15 protein-coding genes, 1 pseudogene and 1 riboswitch are annotated in these 16900 nt (G+C 65.4%); of the genes and pseudogenes, 12 read left to right on the plus strand and 4 right to left on the minus strand.

Annotated features, from left to right (window positions below; all coding sequences use genetic code 11):
* The first annotated feature begins 31 nt into the window (after positions 1–31).
* Together acs and LN450_RS02910 are read left to right on the plus strand one after the other, a co-directional pair.
* Positions 32–1975: an acetate--CoA ligase gene (gene acs, locus LN450_RS02905; RefSeq protein ID WP_008575986.1), complete on the plus strand. Its 1944-nt coding sequence runs from the start codon at positions 32–34 to the stop codon at positions 1973–1975.
* Between the two features lie 174 nt (positions 1976–2149).
* On the plus strand, positions 2150–2818 hold the full coding sequence (locus LN450_RS02910) for a response regulator transcription factor (RefSeq protein ID WP_011349040.1): 669 nt from the start codon (positions 2150–2152) through the stop codon (positions 2816–2818).
* A 289-nt stretch (positions 2819–3107) separates the two neighbouring features.
* On the opposite strand, the gene LN450_RS02915 is transcribed toward LN450_RS02910, so the two are convergent.
* Positions 3108–4016, minus strand: coding sequence for a DUF4424 domain-containing protein (locus tag LN450_RS02915; RefSeq protein ID WP_011349041.1), 909 nt, complete (start codon positions 4014–4016; stop codon positions 3108–3110).
* Positions 4017–4569: 553 nt separating this feature from the next.
* Here LN450_RS02915 and LN450_RS02920 point away from each other — a divergent pair.
* Both LN450_RS02920 and LN450_RS02925 read left to right on the plus strand, forming a co-directional pair.
* Complete coding sequence (locus LN450_RS02920; protein WP_008575992.1) at positions 4570–5133, plus strand: peroxiredoxin family protein; 564 nt, start codon at positions 4570–4572, stop codon at positions 5131–5133.
* Positions 5134–5136: 3 nt separating this feature from the next.
* Positions 5137–5340, plus strand: a complete 204-nt coding sequence (locus tag LN450_RS02925; protein ID WP_005922076.1) for a hypothetical protein — start codon at positions 5137–5139, stop codon at positions 5338–5340.
* A 208-nt stretch (positions 5341–5548) separates the two neighbouring features.
* Here LN450_RS02925 and LN450_RS02930 read toward each other — a convergent pair whose 3' ends face one another.
* Positions 5549–7171 (minus strand): family 43 glycosylhydrolase, encoded by a 1623-nt coding sequence (locus tag LN450_RS02930; RefSeq protein ID WP_011349044.1) that lies wholly within the window; start codon positions 7169–7171, stop codon positions 5549–5551.
* A gap of 72 nt (positions 7172–7243) precedes the next feature.
* Here LN450_RS02930 and LN450_RS02935 point away from each other — a divergent pair.
* The 6 genes and pseudogenes from LN450_RS02935 to LN450_RS02960 all read left to right on the plus strand — a co-directional run bounded on the left by LN450_RS02935 (position 7244) and on the right by LN450_RS02960 (position 13050).
* A pseudogene (locus tag LN450_RS02935) lies at positions 7244–7481 on the plus strand (hypothetical protein).
* On the plus strand, positions 7478–8488 hold the full coding sequence (locus LN450_RS02940) for an aldo/keto reductase (protein ID WP_011349045.1): 1011 nt from the start codon (positions 7478–7480) through the stop codon (positions 8486–8488). The pseudogene LN450_RS02935 and the gene LN450_RS02940 overlap by 4 nt, the downstream one beginning before the upstream one ends.
* Entirely contained in the window at positions 8485–9357 is an 873-nt protein-coding gene (locus tag LN450_RS02945; RefSeq protein WP_008576002.1) for an amidohydrolase family protein, read from the plus strand. The genes LN450_RS02940 and LN450_RS02945 overlap by 4 nt, the downstream gene beginning before the upstream one ends.
* Positions 9354–10124: an SDR family oxidoreductase gene (locus tag LN450_RS02950; protein ID WP_008576004.1), complete on the plus strand. Its 771-nt coding sequence runs from the start codon at positions 9354–9356 to the stop codon at positions 10122–10124. Before LN450_RS02945 ends, LN450_RS02950 begins: the two co-directional genes overlap by 4 nt.
* A 169-nt stretch (positions 10125–10293) precedes the next feature.
* Positions 10294–11151, plus strand: a complete 858-nt coding sequence (locus LN450_RS02955) for a fumarylacetoacetate hydrolase family protein (protein WP_011349046.1) — start codon at positions 10294–10296, stop codon at positions 11149–11151.
* A 576-nt stretch (positions 11152–11727) separates the two neighbouring features.
* On the plus strand, positions 11728–13050 hold the full coding sequence (locus tag LN450_RS02960; RefSeq protein WP_011349048.1) for an L-fuconate dehydratase: 1323 nt from the start codon (positions 11728–11730) through the stop codon (positions 13048–13050).
* A 225-nt stretch (positions 13051–13275) separates the two neighbouring features.
* On the opposite strand, the gene LN450_RS02965 is transcribed toward LN450_RS02960, so the two are convergent.
* Both LN450_RS02965 and fucP read right to left on the minus strand, forming a co-directional pair.
* Positions 13276–13635, minus strand: a complete 360-nt coding sequence (locus LN450_RS02965) for an L-fucose mutarotase (RefSeq protein ID WP_011349049.1) — start codon at positions 13633–13635, stop codon at positions 13276–13278.
* Positions 13636–13637: 2 nt separating this feature from the next.
* A complete protein-coding gene (gene fucP / locus LN450_RS02970; protein WP_011349050.1) occupies positions 13638–14939 on the minus strand; it encodes an L-fucose:H+ symporter permease in 1302 nt (433 codons plus the stop codon).
* Between the two features lie 180 nt (positions 14940–15119).
* On the opposite strand from fucP, the gene LN450_RS02975 reads away from it, so the two are divergent.
* Entirely contained in the window at positions 15120–15869 is a 750-nt protein-coding gene (locus tag LN450_RS02975; RefSeq protein WP_008571729.1) for an IclR family transcriptional regulator, read from the plus strand.
* Positions 15870–16134: 265 nt separating this feature from the next.
* Positions 16135–16295, plus strand: a riboswitch (yybP-ykoY riboswitch).
* Between the two features lie 12 nt (positions 16296–16307).
* Entirely contained in the window at positions 16308–16892 is a 585-nt protein-coding gene (locus LN450_RS02980; protein ID WP_031424890.1) for a manganese efflux pump MntP, read from the plus strand.
* The last annotated feature ends 8 nt before the right edge of the window (positions 16893–16900 follow it).

A 16900-nucleotide genomic window follows, 5' to 3' on the forward strand; every position in this document is an offset into this window, starting at 1 on the left:
TTCCGACAAGTTCATCGCAAGTGAGGGTGCCATGGCTGATGTTTATCCCGTCGATCCCGCGTTCGCCGCCGATGCGCGCGTGACGCGCGAGCAGTACGCCGCGCTGTACCGCGAATCGATCGAACACCCCGAACAGTTCTGGGGCAAGGCCGCGCAGCGGCTCGAATGGTTCAAGCAACCCACCCAGATCAAGGACGTCAGCTACGCGCTGGACGACTTCCATATCCGCTGGTTCGGCGATGGCGAGCTCAACGCCAGCGTCAACTGCCTGGACCGCCAGCTGGCCACACGCGGCGACAAGACCGCACTGCTGTTCGAACCCGACAGCCCGGATGCGGCCTCCTACCCGGTCACCTACCGCGAGTTGTACGAGCGCGTCTGCAAGCTGGGCAATGCGCTGCGCAACCTGGGCGTCAAGAAGGGCGACCGGGTCACCATCTATCTGCCGATGATCGTCGACGCCGCTGTGGCCATGCTCGCCTGCGCGCGTATCGGTGCGGTGCATTCGGTGGTGTTCGGCGGCTTTGCCGCCAACTCGATCGCCGACCGCGTGATCGATTGCCAGAGCAAGCTGATCATCACCGCCGATGAAGGCCTGCGCGGCGGCAAGAAGATTCCGCTCAAGGCAAATGTCGATGCAGCGCTGAAGATTCCCGGCACCGATACGGTGGAAACCGTGCTGGTGGTGCGCCATACCGGTGGCGCAGTGGAGATGCAGGCACCGCGCGATCGCTGGTTCCACGATGTGGTCGACGGCCAGCCGGCCGAGTGCACACCCGAGCGCATGAACGCCGAAGACCCGCTCTTCATCCTCTACACCTCCGGCTCCACCGGCAAACCCAAGGGCGTGTTGCACACCACCGCCGGCTATCTGTTGTTTGCCAGCTACACGCATGAAGTGGTGTTCGACCTGCGCGAGGACGACATCTACTGGTGCACCGCCGACGTGGGCTGGGTCACCGGCCACAGCTACATCGTCTATGGCCCGCTCGCCAATGGCGCCACCGCGGTGATGTTCGAAGGCGTGCCCAATTACCCGAACGTGTCGCGCTTCTGGGAAGTGATCGACAAGCATCAGGTCACCATTTTCTACACCGCACCCACCGCGATTCGCGCGCTGATGCGCGACGGTGCGGAACCGGTCAAAAAGACCTCGCGCAAGAGCCTGCGCCTGCTTGGCAGCGTTGGCGAGCCGATCAATCCGGAAGCCTGGCGCTGGTATTACGAGGTGGTCGGTGACAGCCGTTGCCCGATCGTGGATACGTGGTGGCAGACCGAAACCGGCGGCATCCTGATTTCGCCGCTGGCCGGCGCGGTCGATCTCAAACCGGGCTCGGCCACCTTGCCGTTCTTCGGCGTGCAGCCGGCGCTGGTCGATGCCGAAGGCAAGATTCTGGAAGGCGCCACCGAAGGCAATCTGGTGCTGCTCGATTCCTGGCCGGGCCAGATGCGTAGCGTGTACGGCGACCACCAGCGTTTCATCGACACCTACTTCCGCACCTATCCGGGCAGCTACTTCACCGGCGACGGCTGCCGTCGCGATGCCGACGGCTACTACTGGATCACCGGCCGCGTGGACGATGTGATCAATGTTTCCGGGCACCGCATCGGCACCGCCGAAGTGGAAAGCGCGCTGGTTTCGCACCCCAAGGTCGCCGAAGCGGCCGTGGTGGGCTTCCCGCATGACGTCAAGGGCCAGGGCATCTATGCCTACGTCACCCTGATCGCCGGGCAGAGCCCGAGCGAAGACCTGCACAAGGAATTGGTCAGCTGGGTGCGCAAGGAGATCGGCCCGATCGCCTCGCCCGATCACCTGCAGTGGGCGCCCGGCCTGCCCAAAACCCGCTCGGGCAAGATCATGCGCCGCATCCTGCGCAAGATCGCCGAGAACGCGCCCGACCAGCTCGGCGACACCTCCACGCTGGCAGATCCGTCGGTAGTGGATTCGCTGGTCAACGAGCGCCTGGCGCGCTGACGCGCCGAAGGGCCGGGATTCGGGATTCGGGATTGGGGATTCGCAGAAGCGGCTTTCCAATCTCTTTCCATTTTCATCTCCGGATCTGCATTGTCGAACAGTAATGCGTGCGGGCAGTTACGAATCCCAACATCCCTGCTTTTACGAATCCCCAATCCCAATCCCGGCTCCCCAATGACCACCCTGCTCATCGCCGACGACCATCCCCTGTTCCGTGAAGCCTTGCGCGGGGCGGTGCAGCGCGTGATGCCGGGGGTCGAACTGTTCGAAGCCGATAACGTGGATGCGCTGTACACGCTGGCCGACGCGCAGCCGGACGCCGATTTGCTGTTGATGGATCTCAACATGCCCGGCGCGCAGGGATTCAGCGCGTTGGTGCACATGCGCTCGCTGCACCCGCAATTGCCGGTGGTGGTGGTCTCCGCACGCGAAGAGCCCACCCTGATGCGACGCGCGATCGACCACGGCGCGTTCGGCTTCATTCCCAAATCCGCCGATTCGGACACCATCGGGCGGGCGCTGGCCACCGTGCTCGATGGCGAGCGCTGGATCCCGGCCGAAGCGCAAAACCTGCCGCCGACCGACAGCGAGGAACGCGAGGTTGGCCAGCGTCTGCGCGATCTCACGCCACAGCAATTTCGCGTGTTGCAGATGCTGGGCGCGGGGCGCCTCAACAAACAGATCGCCTACGACCTGGGCGTATCCGAAGCCACCATCAAGGCCCATGTCACCGCGATCCTGCGCAAGCTCGGCGTCACCAATCGCACCCAGGCAGTGCTGATGGCCGGCAAGCTCGCCATCGATGCCGACGGCATCGTGCTGCCGCCGCCGGAAGAAGACTGACGCGCGCAGGTGTAGGACTGCGTGCGTTGGGATTGATCGGTAACGCTTGGTCGCGTCCGGGTGCGCTCGTGCCCGTGCTCCCGCCACCTCGGCCGTCATCGGTGGTGGGCAATCGACGGACGTGCCATGCAACGCAGCGTGGCACCAACGTAGGAGCGCACCTGAGCACGATGCGTGTTCTCGGCAACGCTTCATTTGCAGAAGACAACCGATGCGCGTTGGCGCATACGATCGTGGTGAGCGTTGCAAGACGCTTCGTCGCGCCCGGCTGCCCTGCTGCTTGTCCGGTTTATTCCGGTGCGCGCACGAACAACACGTTCAAATCGCGCATCGGCACGAAGTTGGCCTGCTTGAACTGGAAGGTCAGCGGGTCGATCTTTTTCAGTTCGCCGTCGAAACACAGGCTCAGGATGTCGCTGGCCGCCTGCTTGCGGATGGTCAGCTGGAAGTCCTTGATCGGGCCGTTCCAGTTCTTGCCGGTCGTGAGCACGTAGCGCAGGTTGGTCCATCCCAACCCGTACTTGCCCTTACGACGCTGCATGCTGACCTTGGTCGCCGGTTCGATGCAGGTGTCTTTTGCATACGCCTTCAGCAAATAGCTGCTGGGCTGCGGGACGCCGGTAGACAGGCTGGGTGTATAGGTGTGGCGGATCTGCACGCTTGCCTTGGCAGGAAATTTCCGCTGCCAGACGAAGTAGGCGTTGAGCGTGAAACGCGGTTGCCCATCGCCATCGACCCAGCGCGCGGGCAGCGGCTTGCGCCCCTTCGGGGGCGTGGCCGATTCGGTGAACGCGGCAACATCATCCTGGGTCCAGCCGGTGGCGGCGAACGCGGTGGAGATGTCACTACCGTCATCCAGCAGCACTACCAGCTTGCGCGTGGTGGCAACCGGTTTGCCGTCGGCCCAGAGCTTGAAATCGCTCAGCGCATTATGGTCGGCCATGCCAAAGTACATCGGCGGCATCGGGAAGGCCACTGGCACGCTCAGGTCGCGCTCGCTGGTGTTGGTGAACACATAGTCCACTTGCACGCGTTCTTCGCTGAGCAATAGCGCTTCGCGGTCCATACTGATGTCGGGCTGATGCAGCAGGCGGATGGTGCCATTGTCGTCGCCGAAACTGCTGTCATTGGCCTGTGCAGCACTGCAGGCACACAGTGCCAGCACACATAGCCAGACGGAAAACGCCATTGCGCGCATGAGGTGATCCTTGAAAGGCCGGCGTACCCGCGCGCCGGGCCGCACAGCATGCCACGCGCGGGCTCGACCGAATGGTGGGCAGCGCGTCGCGCGACGCGTGCGGCAATGGCGCAGGGTCTGATGTGTTTGTGGTGCTGTCGTGCTTGCTGGTGGCGTTGGCCTGGCCTACGGATCAGCCTGCACGCGAGGCGACGCACCTCGACCGTCCGCATGCGCTCGCTCGCCTTGGTGGCGGCGTTGCTGTGGGGCCCGCTTAGCGTGCTGGGTGATTTGAACGCGCCAGTGCGCTCGCACCGTCATCCGGCCTTCCCTACGCGTGCCACGCCAATGCCGCAGGCACGCTTCCATGGCGCGCTGATTGCGCAAATGCCAATCGCGACACCACGCGTCAGTGACAAGCCCAAGCGCGGGGGCGTGATCGCATCCACAACCGCAGACCGTGCGACATCGCAGTTGTCGATATCACCATTGACCATGAGCTGATGCCTGGGCAAGGCTCGAGCACCAAGGACGCTTTGGAGCTGGCATGGCGCGACGTTTCCCCTGGCTCTGGATGGGCCTGCTGGTGGCCTGTGCATTGATTGCCGTGCTGGCGTGGCAGAACCGGCAGCTACGCGTGCAGCAACACTGGCTGCAGACGCGCATCAGCACGCCGTATGACGGCATGTACGTGCCGCGTATCGAAGCGACCGATGGCGATGGCCGACGGCATCTGCTCGGTGCGCCGCATGGGCCGGCGCAGGTGCTGTTCTTTTTCACCACCACCTGCCCGTACTGCCAGCGCTCGGCACCGACCGTGCTGCGGGCAGCGCGGCAGCTGCAGGCCAACCTGCCCGGCCGGCCGCAGCTGCTGGGCGTGTGCCATTGCGATGCCGCGCAGGCTGCGCGCTACGCACATGTGCACGGTTTCGATTTTCCGGTGGTCACGTTGACCGATCGTCGCGCGTTGATGCTGTTCCGCGCACGTAACGTGCCGCTGCTGATGGCCATCGATGGGGAGGGGCGCGTGCGTCATTCGCATCTTGGCGTTTTCGATACCACGGAGCGGGTGCAGGACCTCGTTGCCGCCTTGCGCCGCACGGACGCGCCAGCGGCTTTTGCAACGGTGAAGGAGTAATGCATGAAGAAGCGTTGGGTAAGCTTGCGTAGTGCGTTGATGGCAGCGACCTTTCTGGCCAGCACTGGCTTCGGTGCCTTCCAGGTGATGGCGGTCGATAACGCACAGCCGAAAGTCGAATCGTGTAGTGCATGGGCCTGCAAAGCCGAGTGTCCGGAATTCGGCGGCGACCTGGGCCAGGGCAACGTCTGCTACTGCTGCGGTTAACTGCGATCGATAGAGCGACTGCGTGGCTGCCAGATGGAGCAGGCCGGCGTACGGAATCGGCATGTACCGCGTATCCATGTCGATTCTTCGCGCCGTCCGCATCCCGCTGACGCTGTGCGCAAGGCCTCGATGGTTGCTGTTACGCCTGACGGCGAGGTCCCCCCGGGCCTCGCCGTTTGACTGTCACGCTGGGTGGCATGATGCGCGCTCAGCTCAGCGCGCGATAGCGGAAATCGCGCAATACCACCTCGCCTTGCTGCGCGGCATACACGCCAAGCTGCAGGCTGAGAAAACCGCCGAACACGTTGTGATGGAATCCGGAGACTTCCATGCGGGTGGGGTGGCGCGTCCATTGCCGGCCCTCATCGACCGAATACTCGAACCCTACGACCTGGTGATCGTTGGTCAGCCGCACGCGAATGCGCCGATGCGTGTTGGGTGCGCGCGCCCAGACCAGTTCTTCGGAATATTCGTAGGTCTTCATGCTGTCGGCGGTGAAGCCGATGCCGACGAAGGCCTTGTGGTTATAGAACAACACAATGCCGCCTTCGGCATTGCCGACCAGTTCCAGCGTCACCTCTGCCATGTAGGCGCGATCGGGCACGCCGCAGGTCAGTGGCGTGCTGTCGATCGGCGAGCTGCCCGCACAGGCCAGCGTCAGCGCCTTGTTCGCGCGCCGCACCCGCGCCTGTTCGCCGGGCTTGGGCGCATGCAGGCTCCATTGGGTGCCGAACCTGTCGCTGGAAAAATCGTCGGACAACGCCAACCCCGTCGCCGGCGCCATGCCGGCGGCAGGCACGCGTGCCGGTGTGCGTAATGGTTTGGACAGATCGCCGCCAGTGGCGCGAAACCAGCCGTCGGCCGTCCACTCGATCGGCTCCAGCAAGGTCTGCCGCCCCAGCGTGCGAAAGCCGTTTTCGTAGCCGTGATAGACCATCCACCAGTCGCCGCGCGGCCCTTCCACCAGCGTGGCATGCCCACGCGACCACCACGGCTCCTGGTCCGATTGGGTGCGCACCAGCGGGTTGCGCGGGCAGTGCTCCCACGGCCCGTGCACCGAGCGCGAACGCGCGGCAATGACCATGTGCCCGGTCACCGGCCCGGCAGTGCCGCCAACGGCGGTGACCAGGTACAGCCACCCATCGTGCCAGGTCAGCTTGGGGCCTTCGGGCGCGAAATTCTCCACTACCCAGTGGTCGGGATAGCGCCACGGCGCGTAGGCCGGTTCCAGCTGTCCGTCGGTGGCCAGGCCGTCATCGCGCAGGCGTACCTTGCGGATGCCGTTGACGAACAGATAGCGCTTGCCGTCTTCGCCGACCACGTGACCGGGATCGATGCAGCCGGCGATCTTCAGGTCGATCGGTGCGCTCCACCGCCCGCGGATGTCGTCGGCCCAGATCACGAAGATCGACCAGCCGGTGTCGTCCGGATTGGCCGGGATGTAGATGTAGTAGCGACCGTTGTGCTTGCACAGGTCCAGCGCCCAGATCGTGCCCAGCCCCTGATGCAACGCCGGGCCGATCGGGGTCCAGTTGACCAGATCGGTGGAATGCCACAGCACGATGCCCGGGTAGGAAAAGAACGACGAAAACGTCATGTAGTAGTCGTCGCCATCCTTGAGGATGGTGGGGTCGGGGTGATCGCCGGCCACGATGGGATTGAGATAGGTGCCGTTGCCCAGATCCGCCTTGCGCTGCCCCTCTACACCGCGCGCCCACGGCGGCGTACCTGCGCACTGTGGCGTCGACGCCTGGGCCGCGGCCGCCAGCGGTGCGACCAGTGCGCCGGCAGCCAGTCCCTTGAACAAGTCCCGCCGTGTCGTGTCTGCCATGCGTCAGCTTCGTCGAAGAAGGCAGGTATCTAGCCGCACCGGCCTTCATGCCGCAACCGCAGGCCGGGCGTTATAGGAACTGGTCATGCCAGTTGCGAAATCCGACATAGCGCCGCCGGCCTCACGACGGTGTGCAGACCCGGGCACCGCAATGCTGCACTGCAGCGTGATCTGTTCATTGATGATTGCCATATTCATATGCGAACAGTCCGGCACCTGCCGGATGGTGGACGTTGCAATGCTCAGCTTCTGCTCGACGGATTCTTCAAGCCCCCGCACCTGCGCCCTGCTCGCGGAGCGGCGCGCATGAGCGGCGTGGCGCGGCAGCGTCTGGGCGGCACGGACGTGCAGCTTTCTGCACTGGGCTTCGGTGCCGCCCCGATCGGCAACCTGTACACGGAAGTGGACGAAGCAGACGCACTGGCAGCGGTCGCAGGCGCGTTCGAGGCCGGCATTCGCCATTTCGATACCGCGCCCTACTACGGCTACGGGCTGAGCGAAGCGCGTCTGGGTCGTGGCCTGGCCGGTGTGCCGCGCGCGGACTACACGCTGTCGACCAAGGTCGGCCGTTGCGTCTACGACGACGCCCACGCCGTTGCCGGGCGCGACGGTTTTGCGGTGGCCGGGCGGCGTGCCGAGTTCGACTACAGCGCCGACGGCGTACGCCGGGCGTTCGACTCCAGCCTGCAGCGCCTGGGCACCGACTACATCGACGTGCTGCTGCTGCACGACATCGGCGCGCTGACCCACGGCGACAACCACGCCAACGTGCTGCGCCAGGCCTTGGAGGAGGCCTTGCCGGCGATGGCGGAGCTCAAGGCGGCCGGTGCCTGCGGGGCGATCGGGCTGGGCGTCAACGAGCAGGACGTAGCACTGGAGGTGTTGCCGCGTTTTCCGCTCGATTGCGTGATGCTGGCCGGCCGCTACACCCTGCTGGAACAGCACGGCGCGCGCGCGTTGCTGCAGCAGGCGCAGCAACGCGATGTGGCGATCCTGTCGGCCGGCCCGTACAGCTCCGGCCTGCTCAGCGACGCACGCGGCCCCGGCGCCACCTACAACTACGCCCCGGTCGATACCGCCACGCTGCAGCATGCGCAGCGGCTGTACGCGGCCTGTGCGGCGTTCGGGGTGGATATCGGCGCGGCCGCCTTGCAGTTCCCGCTGGCGCACCCGGCGGTGACCACGGTGGTGGCCGGCATGCGCACCGTGGCCGAAGTGCGATCGGCTGCCACGCGGCTTGCGGCTCCGGTGCCATCGGCACTGTGGCAACGCCTGCGCGATGAGGGCCTGCTCGCAGCAGAGTTGCCCACGCCATGAGCCGGGTCGACGCGCACCTGCATTTCTGGCACCTGGCCCGTGGCGATTACCACTGGCTGACGCCCGAGCTGGCACCGCTGTACCGCGACTTCGGCCCGGGTGACGTCAACGCTGCGCTGGACGCGGCCAATGTCGGTCAGGTGGTGGTGGTGCAGGCGGCCGCCACCGAAGCCGAGACCTGTTACCTGTTCGAGCTGGCCCGCGACGATGCGCGCATTGCCGGCGTGGTGGGTTGGGTGGACTTCGCTGCGCCCGATGCCGCTGCACGCATCGGCGCACTTGTGCATGCCGGCGGCGGCGTACTTAAGGGCCTGCGCCCGATGGTGCAGGACATCACCGACGTGCACTGGCTGGCCAGTCCCGCCCTGGATGCCGCCTTCGATGCACTGCTGGCGCACGATCTGGCCTTCGATGCGCTGATTCGTGCCGTGCACGTGCCGGCACTGCAGGCGCGCTTGAAGCGCCATCCGGGCTTGCGCGTGGTGGTCGATCACGGCGGCAAGCCGCAGATTGCGGCCGGCGAGTTCGTTGCCTGGGCCGCCGGCATGGCGGCCCTGGCGCAGCATCCCACTGTGCATTGCAAACTCTCCGGCCTGCTCACCGAAGCCGCGCGCGGCGCGGGCGTGGACGCGCTGGAGCCGTATGTGGCGCACCTGTTCGCCCGCTTCGGCGCGCAGCGGCTGCTATGGGGCAGCGACTGGCCGGTGCTGACCCTGCGCGCCGACTACGCGCACTGGTTCGCGCTCGCCCAGCAACTCGTCACCCGGCATGCCGCCGAGCACGCGGCAGCCATCTTCGGCGACAACGCACGCACGTTCTATCGTCTGCCACGGCCGGCGGCCCCCACCCACGGAACCTCATCGGTATGACTGTCTCGATCTCCACCACACCCAACACCCGCCTGCAGGGCAAGCGCTGCCTGATCACCGCCGCCGGCGCCGGCATCGGGCGCGAAAGCGCGCTGGCCTGTGCACGCGCCGGTGCACAGGTGATTGCCACCGACATCGACGCCGCGGCCTTGCAGGCGCTGGCCGCCGAATCCGATGCCATCACCACCCAGCTGCTCGACGTCACCGACGCCGCCGCGATCAACGCATTGATCGCCGCACACGGCCCGTTCGACGTGCTGTTCAACTGCGCCGGCTTCGTACATCAGGGCAGCATTCTCGACTGCGACGAGCCGGCATGGCGCCGCTCGTTCTCGATCAATGTCGATGCGATGTACTACACCTGCAAGGCGGTGTTGCCGGGCATGCTCGAACGCGGCCGCGGCAGCATCATCAACATGTCCTCGGTGGCTTCCAGCATCAAGGGCGTGCCGAACCGCTTCGTGTACGGCGTGACCAAGGCCGCAGTGATCGGCCTGAGCAAGGCGATCGCGGCCGACTACGTGGCGCAGGGCGTGCGTTGCAACGCGATCTGCCCGGGCACCATCAAGACGCCGTCGCTGGGCGAACGCGTCAAGGCCCTGGGCGGCGACGAACAGGCGGTGTGGAAGAGCTTCACCGACCGCCAACCGATGGGCCGCCTGGGCGACCCACGCGAGATTGCGCAGCTGGTGGTGTACCTGGCTTCGGACGAATCGTCGTTCACCACCGGCCAGACCCACATCATCGATGGCGGCTGGTCCAACTGAGCACGGCAACGACGCATGCGGCCGCCCACCACACACGCAGGCGCAGCGATCGCGTGACGCGATCTGTCGCATGTGTCTGCGTCGGGATGCGCACACCGTCCTTACCCACCCGATGCATGCGCGCTAGGTTTGCTAGCCGCTCCCCTTCTCATCTGCAAAGGAAGACCGCATGAAACTCGTACGCATTGGCGCCGAAAGCCACGAACGCCCTGGCCTGATCGACAGCGAAGGCCGCATCCGCGACCTCAGCGGTTTGATCGACGACGTGGCCGGCGAGCACATCACCAACGCCGGCCTGGAAAAACTGCGCGCACTGGATGTGGCCACGCTGCCGTTGATCGAAGGTGAGGTGCGTTACGGCGCAGCGGTGGGCCGCATCGGCAAGTTCATCTGCGTCGGCTTGAACTATGCCGACCACGCCGCCGAATCGGGCATGGAAGTGCCCAAGATGCCGATTCTTTTCATGAAAGCCACCACGGCGGTGTGCGGCCCCAATGACACGGTGATCATCCCGCGTGGCTCGGTGAAGAGCGACTGGGAAGTGGAGCTGGGCGTGGTGATCGGCGACGTGGCGCGCGATGTATCGGTGGAGCAAGCGCTGAATCATGTGGCTGGCTACGCAGTGATCAACGACCTGTCCGAGCGCGAGTTCCAGCTCGAACATGGCGGCCAGTGGGTCAAGGGCAAGAGCGCGGACACCTTCGGCCCGATCGGCCCGTGGCTGGTCACCCGCGACGAAATCGCCGACCCGCAGAACCTGTCGATGTGGCTGGAGGTCAACGGCCACCGCTACCAGAACGGCAGCACGCGCACGATGGTGTTCGGCGTGGCCGAACTGGTCAGCCACATCAGCCGCTACATGACGCTGATGCCGGGCGATGTGATCAGCACCGGCACGCCGCCGGGCGTGGGCCTGGGCCAGAAGCCGCCGGTCTACCTCAAGCCCGGCGATGTGATGGAGCTGGAGATCGAAGGCCTGGGTCGTCAGCGCCAGCCGGTGGTGGCGCACCCGCGCGATGCGGCTTGAGGTTCTCTAGAAGGATTGAGGTAGCACTGCACTACATTGCGTACCACCCCTAAGAATTTTTCTTGCGCGAAAGCCGAAGGACTCACGCAACTCGAATCGCACGACAACGCAAAGCCCCTCTCCCATCGGGGCGCCAAGGCACAGCTTGCGCGCCATTGGCGCGCGTGCCTTGAAGCGCCCGCGTTGCTGGCGCGGGCCGGGGCGCGGAGCGGGGGTTGGGGTGAGGGTACGTAGCCACGGAGTCGCGCAATTCGATGTCATGCCGTCTGTTGTTTGGTCTGACATGTAGACGCTCATGCTGACGCATCACAAGCACGTTGCTCTTGCGGAGTTTGCCGCCGCGTTGCATTTCAAAAACGGTGTAGCGCTTCGATGGCAATACACAGCTGGTTGTGCGATCGATTCATTGGGCTGCGTTGCAAAGGCATGAGTCACTGCAGCGCCTCAACATCCCTGGCGCTAAGCGTTCGTACCCTCACCCCAACCCCTCTCCCGGTGGGAGAGGGGCTAAAGCAATTCTCTGTTTCCGTTCTTGTCGGTCCGTTCTTCTTCCACCCTTCACCGCCCAGGATTTTCATGCGCACCATCATCGCCCTCGAAACCCATGACGTCCGCTTCCCCACCTCGCGCGAGCTCGATGGGTCGGACGCGATGAACCCGGATCCGGATTACTCGGCCGCCTATGTGGTGCTGCGCACCGATGCAGCCGACGACCTGGCCGGTTACGGCCTGGTGTTCACCATCGGCCGCGGCAACGACGTGCAGACCGCCGCGGTGGCGGCCCTGGCCGAGCATGTGATCGGCCTGTCGGTCGACGAGGTCATCGCCGATCTGGGCGCATTCGCGCGCCGGCTCACCAACGACTCGCAGCTGCGCTGGCTGGGCCCGGAAAAGGGCGTGATGCACATGGCCATCGGCGCGGTGATCAACGCCGCCTGGGACCTGGCCGCACGCGCGGCGAAAAAGCCGCTGTGGCGCTTCATCGCCGAACTCACGCCCGAGCAGTTGGTCGACACCATCGACTTCCGCTACCTCACCGACGCGCTCACCCGCGACGAAGCGCTGGCCATCCTGCGCGCTGCGCAGCCGCAGCGCGCGCAGCGCATCGCGCGGCTGATTGAGCAAGGCTACCCCGCCTACACCACCTCGCCCGGCTGGCTCGGCTACTCGGACGAGAAGCTGGTGCGGCTGGCCAAGGAAGCGGTGGCCGACGGCTTCCGCACCATCAAGCTCAAGGTTGGCGCCAACGTGCGCGACGACATCCGTCGCTGCCGCCTGGCGCGCGAAGCGATCGGCCCGGATATCGCCATGGCGGTCGATGCCAATCAGCGCTGGGACGTGGGCCCTGCGATCGACTGGATGCGCCAGCTGGCCGAATTCGACATTGCCTGGATCGAAGAACCCACCAGCCCGGACGACGTGCTCGGCCATGCCGCCATCCGCCAGGGCATCGCGCCGGTGCCGGTCTCCACGGGCGAGCACACGCAGAACCGCGTGGTGTTCAAGCAACTGTTGCAGGCCGGCGCGGTGGACCTGATCCAGATAGATGCCGCGCGCGTGGGCGGGGTCAACGAGAACCTCGCCATCCTGCTGCTGGCCGCCAAGTTCAACGTGCGCGTGTTCCCGCATGCCGGCGGTGTCGGTCTGTGCGAGTTGGTGCAGCATCTGGCCATGGCCGATTTCGTGGCCATCACCGGCAAGATGGAAGACCGCGCCATCGAATTCGTCGACCACCTGCACCAACATTTCCTGGACCCGGTGCGCATCCGCCACGGCCGCTATCTGGCCCCGGAAGCGGCTGGTTTCTCCGCAGAAATGCACGCCGCCTCGATCGCGGAGTTCAGCTATCCGGGTGGACGGTTCTGGGTGGAGGATCTGGCGGCTAGCGCGAAGACCTGAGCCCGCGTTCCCTCATCCGCCCTTCGGGCACCTTCTCCCGCGCACGGGAGAAGGAAGCGGTCCGGGACCGCTCGGCAATTCGGATTGACACATCTCGGCCTGAGCTTTCGGCCATGCAGAACAGCCAACGGCTGGCTGCCTAAACTCCCCACGCCTGGATCAACGCGGAGCATGCCCTTCTCCCGCCTGCGGGAGAAGGTGCCCGCAGGGCGGATGAGGGCGCTCCTAGCGCTGCGCGTGGATCGCCTCGCCCAGCGCGAAGATCCGCCCGGCCTGCCGCCATTTCTCGCCTGGGGCACTGCCGGGCAGCGGTTTTTGAAACCGCCACATCAACTGCTCCCACGCCTGGATGCGCGGGTCGGCGGCATCGCGCGCGGCTTTGGCGGCCGGGTCGTAGTCCTCGCTGACCTCCATCAGCATCACCAGCCGGTCGCCGCTGCGAAAGATCTCCAATTCCAGGATGCCGGCCTGCTGCAGCGAGACCACTACCTCCGGCCACACCTCGGTGGGCTGATGCCAGCGCTCGTACTCGGCGATCAGCGCTGCATCGTCGTGTAGATCCAGCACATAACAAAGGCGCGGCATGCTCAGGCTCCTGCAACGACGGGCGCCGCGCGACGTGCGCGCAACGCGAACGACAAAATCACCGCAAAGCACGCACCCGGCACCACCATCGCCCAGTGGATGCCGGCCATATCCGATACCGCGCCCATCACCGCCGTAAGCAAGGCACCGCCGATGATGGACATCACCAGCATGGACGAGCCCAGCTTGCGGGCATCGTCGTGCATGCCGTCCAGGCCCAGCGCAAAAATGGTCGGGAACATCACCGACATGAACACGCTGGCCGCCACCAGCGCGTACAGCCCGGTCCAGCCGGGTAGCGCGATGGCCACCGCGCACAAGACCAGATTGATCACGGCAAAACTTGCCAACAGCTTCGCAGGCGCCAGGTAACGCAACAGCGCAGTGCCGATGAAGCGGCCGGCCATGAACAGCACCAGCGAGATGGTCAGATAGGTCGCAGCGGTTTTTTCCGGCGTGCCAGGCACTGCGTCCTGCAGATAGCGGATCAGATAACTCCAGATGCCGACCTGCGCGCCCACGTAAAAGAACTGCGCCACCACCGCAAACACGAACAAGCGGTTACGCAGCAGTTCGCTGAAGCGTGCGCGCCTGGGCGCAACGCCGGTGTCTGCCTCCGGCGCGCCGCTGGGAAAACGCACCAGCGCGATCAGGATCGCCCACAGCACCACCACCGCACCGATGATCAGGTAGGGCATCTGCACGGCCGCCGATTCGGTGGCGAAGAACGCCTCGCGCGCGGCCGGCGCCATCGCTGCCAGTTCGGCCGGGGTGTGCTCCACGCCGGAGAAGATGAAGTGCTGGCCGACCAGCACGCCGGTAATCGAGCCCAGCGGATTGAACGCCTGCGCAAGATTCAGGCGTCGCGCCGCGCCATCGGCCGGACCAAGGACGGTCACCAGCGGGTTGGCCGTGGTTTCCAGGAACGCCAGGCCGCTGGCGATCACGAACAGCGCCAGCAGGAACAGCCAGTAGGTGTGCACCTGCGCGGCCGGATAGAACAGGAACGCACCGCAGGCGTACAGCAGCAGGCCCAGCACCACCGCGGCCTTGTAGCTGTAGCGGCGCATGAACATCGCCGCCGGCATCGCGAACACGAAATAGCCCATGTAGAACGCGCTCTGCACCAGCCCGGCCTGCAGGTCGGTCAGCTCGAACGCCTTCTTGAACTGCTTGATCAGGATGTCGTTGAGGTTGTTGGCCATGCCCCATAGAAAGAACAGGCTGACGATCAACAACAGGGGAACCATGGCGGTACGCGCCAGGTTGCCGCGCGGCGACGCGGCAATGTCACTGTGATGCATGCGACCGTTCCCCTCCCAAGGCTGTGGCGCTTGCGTTGCAATCGGGCGAGCGTACTGCGCAGGCCAGCGCCATGCAAATATAAAATCTTTGTTTATATTTGCACGAAGAGACATCCACCGCCGCCGTGCCTGCGATGCCTGTACCCTGGCGCGCCGCACCTTGCCTGGACCCGCAAACGGATGAGCACCGAACCCGCCAAGTACCGCGCACCCGCCCTGGACAAGGGGCTGGACATCCTGGAATTGCTCGCCCGCCAGGCGCAGCCGATGAGCATGGGCGCGATCTCGCAGGGTATCGGGCGCTCGCGCGGGGAGATCTTTCGCATGCTGCAGGTGCTGGAAGAGCGCGGCTACCTCACGCGCGATGGCGAAGGCGATTACGTGCTGACCAATCGCCTGTTCATGCTCGGCATGCAGCAGCCGCACGTGCAGAGCATCAGCGAGGCCGCGTTGCCGGTGATGCGGCGGCTGTCCGATGCGATCTCCCAGCCCTGCCACCTGGTGGCGCCGTCCGGCGACCAGATCGTGGTGATCGCGCAAATGGACGTGCCCAGCGACCTGGGCCTGGTGGTGCGCCCGGGGCATCGTCGCCCGTTGACGCATTCCAGCTCCGGGCTGGTGCTGTTCGCCTTCCAGCAGCCGGAGGTGCAGGCGCGCTGGCTGGACATGCTCGAAGCCAGCGACGTGCCATTCGAGCGCGCGCAGTTCCTGGCCGCCGCCGCGCAGGCGCGCCGCGATGGCTATGCCATGCAGCCCAGCGAGGCAGTGGTGGGCGTGGTCGATCTGACTGCACCGATCCTGCAACGCGGCAGCGCCAGCTACACGCTCACGGTGCCCTTCATCGAACGGCGCCCTGCGCTGGTGAGCCCGCAAGCGGCGTTGCAGGCCCTGTGTGCGGCAACCGCCGAGATTTCCAGCGCGCTGCACTAGCCACTTGCACGCCCGGCGCACGCGCGCCGTCGCCTGCCATACGCGTTTCCAGGCGCCCGGCTCCTGCGCGATGCCGCATCGCCCGTGCTGCCACTGCGCCGCACGTCGATGCCTGCGATGTAAGAAATACACACTTGTTGGGCAGCTCGAAGAAGCGGGCAGGCCGCACGCATGGCGCCCGGATAGCCACGGCTATAAAGATCAGACCGACCTTCGCGTGCAGTGCAAACGCACCGAACGCGGCAATGCGTTGGTACACTGCGCGCCCCTTGGGGAGTAGCCTGCTTTCGTGCATCGAAAGCGCCTGCATCAACATACTCGGCCAGTGCGCCGTGGTGCAGGCAACCAGTTCGGTTTGGCGAGACCAGCGGCATGCGTGCACGACGACGGTTGGCGCGGGCGCATGCCGTTGTGACCGTGCCCAACCCGAGAGTGTCGATGTCTCCTTTTTCCATTGTGTTGATCGGTTTTGCGATGTCGACCGATGCGTTTGCCGCGGCGATCGGCAAGGGCGCGGCGATGCGCAAACCGCAGTGGCGCGATGCGCTACGCGCCGGCCTGATCTTCGGCTGCATCGAAGCCATCACTCCGGTGATCGGCTGGCTGCTGGGCCGTGCCGCATCCAGTTATGTGTCTGCCTACGATCACTGGATCGCCTTCGTGCTGCTGGGCGCATTGGGCACGCACATGATCGTGGCCGGCCTGCGCAACGGGCCGGAAGAGGCCGAAGACGCAGCCTCCGACACGCCAAAACGGCATGGCGTGCTGGGCTTGGCCACCACCGGCTTTGCCACCAGCATCGATGCGATGGCGGTCGGCGTCAGCCTGGCGTTTCTTGACGTGCATATCGGCGTGGTGGCGGTGGTGGTGGGCCTGTGCACCTTCAGCATGGTCACTGCCGGAGTGATGCTGGGCCGCGCGCTGGGCAATCTGATCGGCAAGCGCGCCGAAATGCTGGGTGGACTGATCCTGGTGATCGTCGGCAGTGTGATTCTCTACGAGCACCTGAGCGGCGCGGCGTAAGCACCTCG

It is taken from the genome of Xanthomonas euvesicatoria pv. euvesicatoria (genome assembly GCF_020880415.1).
GTDB lineage: Bacteria > Pseudomonadota > Gammaproteobacteria > Xanthomonadales > Xanthomonadaceae > Xanthomonas > Xanthomonas euvesicatoria.

Bases quoted from the DNA above. Each gene is read 5' to 3' on its own strand.
- LN450_RS02940 (WP_011349045.1), top strand. From the start codon at position 7,478: ATGAGCGGCGTGGCGCGGCAGCGTCTGGGCGGCACGGACGTGCAGCTT.
- fucP (WP_011349050.1), bottom strand. From the start codon at position 14,939: ATGCATCACAGTGACATTGCCGCGTCGCCGCGCGGCAACCTGGCGCGT.
- LN450_RS02925 (WP_005922076.1), top strand. From the start codon at position 5,137: ATGAAGAAGCGTTGGGTAAGCTTGCGTAGTGCGTTGATGGCAGCGACC.
- LN450_RS02965 (WP_011349049.1), bottom strand. From the start codon at position 13,635: ATGCCGCGCCTTTGTTATGTGCTGGATCTACACGACGATGCAGCGCTG.
- LN450_RS02920 (WP_008575992.1), top strand. From the start codon at position 4,570: ATGGGCCTGCTGGTGGCCTGTGCATTGATTGCCGTGCTGGCGTGGCAG.
- LN450_RS02945 (WP_008576002.1), top strand. From the start codon at position 8,485: ATGAGCCGGGTCGACGCGCACCTGCATTTCTGGCACCTGGCCCGTGGC.
- LN450_RS02955 (WP_011349046.1), top strand. From the start codon at position 10,294: ATGAAACTCGTACGCATTGGCGCCGAAAGCCACGAACGCCCTGGCCTG.
- LN450_RS02910 (WP_011349040.1), top strand. From the start codon at position 2,150: ATGACCACCCTGCTCATCGCCGACGACCATCCCCTGTTCCGTGAAGCC.
- LN450_RS02980 (WP_031424890.1), top strand. From the start codon at position 16,308: ATGTCTCCTTTTTCCATTGTGTTGATCGGTTTTGCGATGTCGACCGAT.
- acs (WP_008575986.1), top strand. From the start codon at position 32: ATGGCTGATGTTTATCCCGTCGATCCCGCGTTCGCCGCCGATGCGCGC.
- LN450_RS02930 (WP_011349044.1), bottom strand. From the start codon at position 7,171: ATGGCAGACACGACACGGCGGGACTTGTTCAAGGGACTGGCTGCCGGC.
- LN450_RS02960 (WP_011349048.1), top strand. From the start codon at position 11,728: ATGCGCACCATCATCGCCCTCGAAACCCATGACGTCCGCTTCCCCACC.
- LN450_RS02950 (WP_008576004.1), top strand. From the start codon at position 9,354: ATGACTGTCTCGATCTCCACCACACCCAACACCCGCCTGCAGGGCAAG.
- LN450_RS02975 (WP_008571729.1), top strand. From the start codon at position 15,120: ATGAGCACCGAACCCGCCAAGTACCGCGCACCCGCCCTGGACAAGGGG.
- LN450_RS02915 (WP_011349041.1), bottom strand. From the start codon at position 4,016: ATGCGCGCAATGGCGTTTTCCGTCTGGCTATGTGTGCTGGCACTGTGT.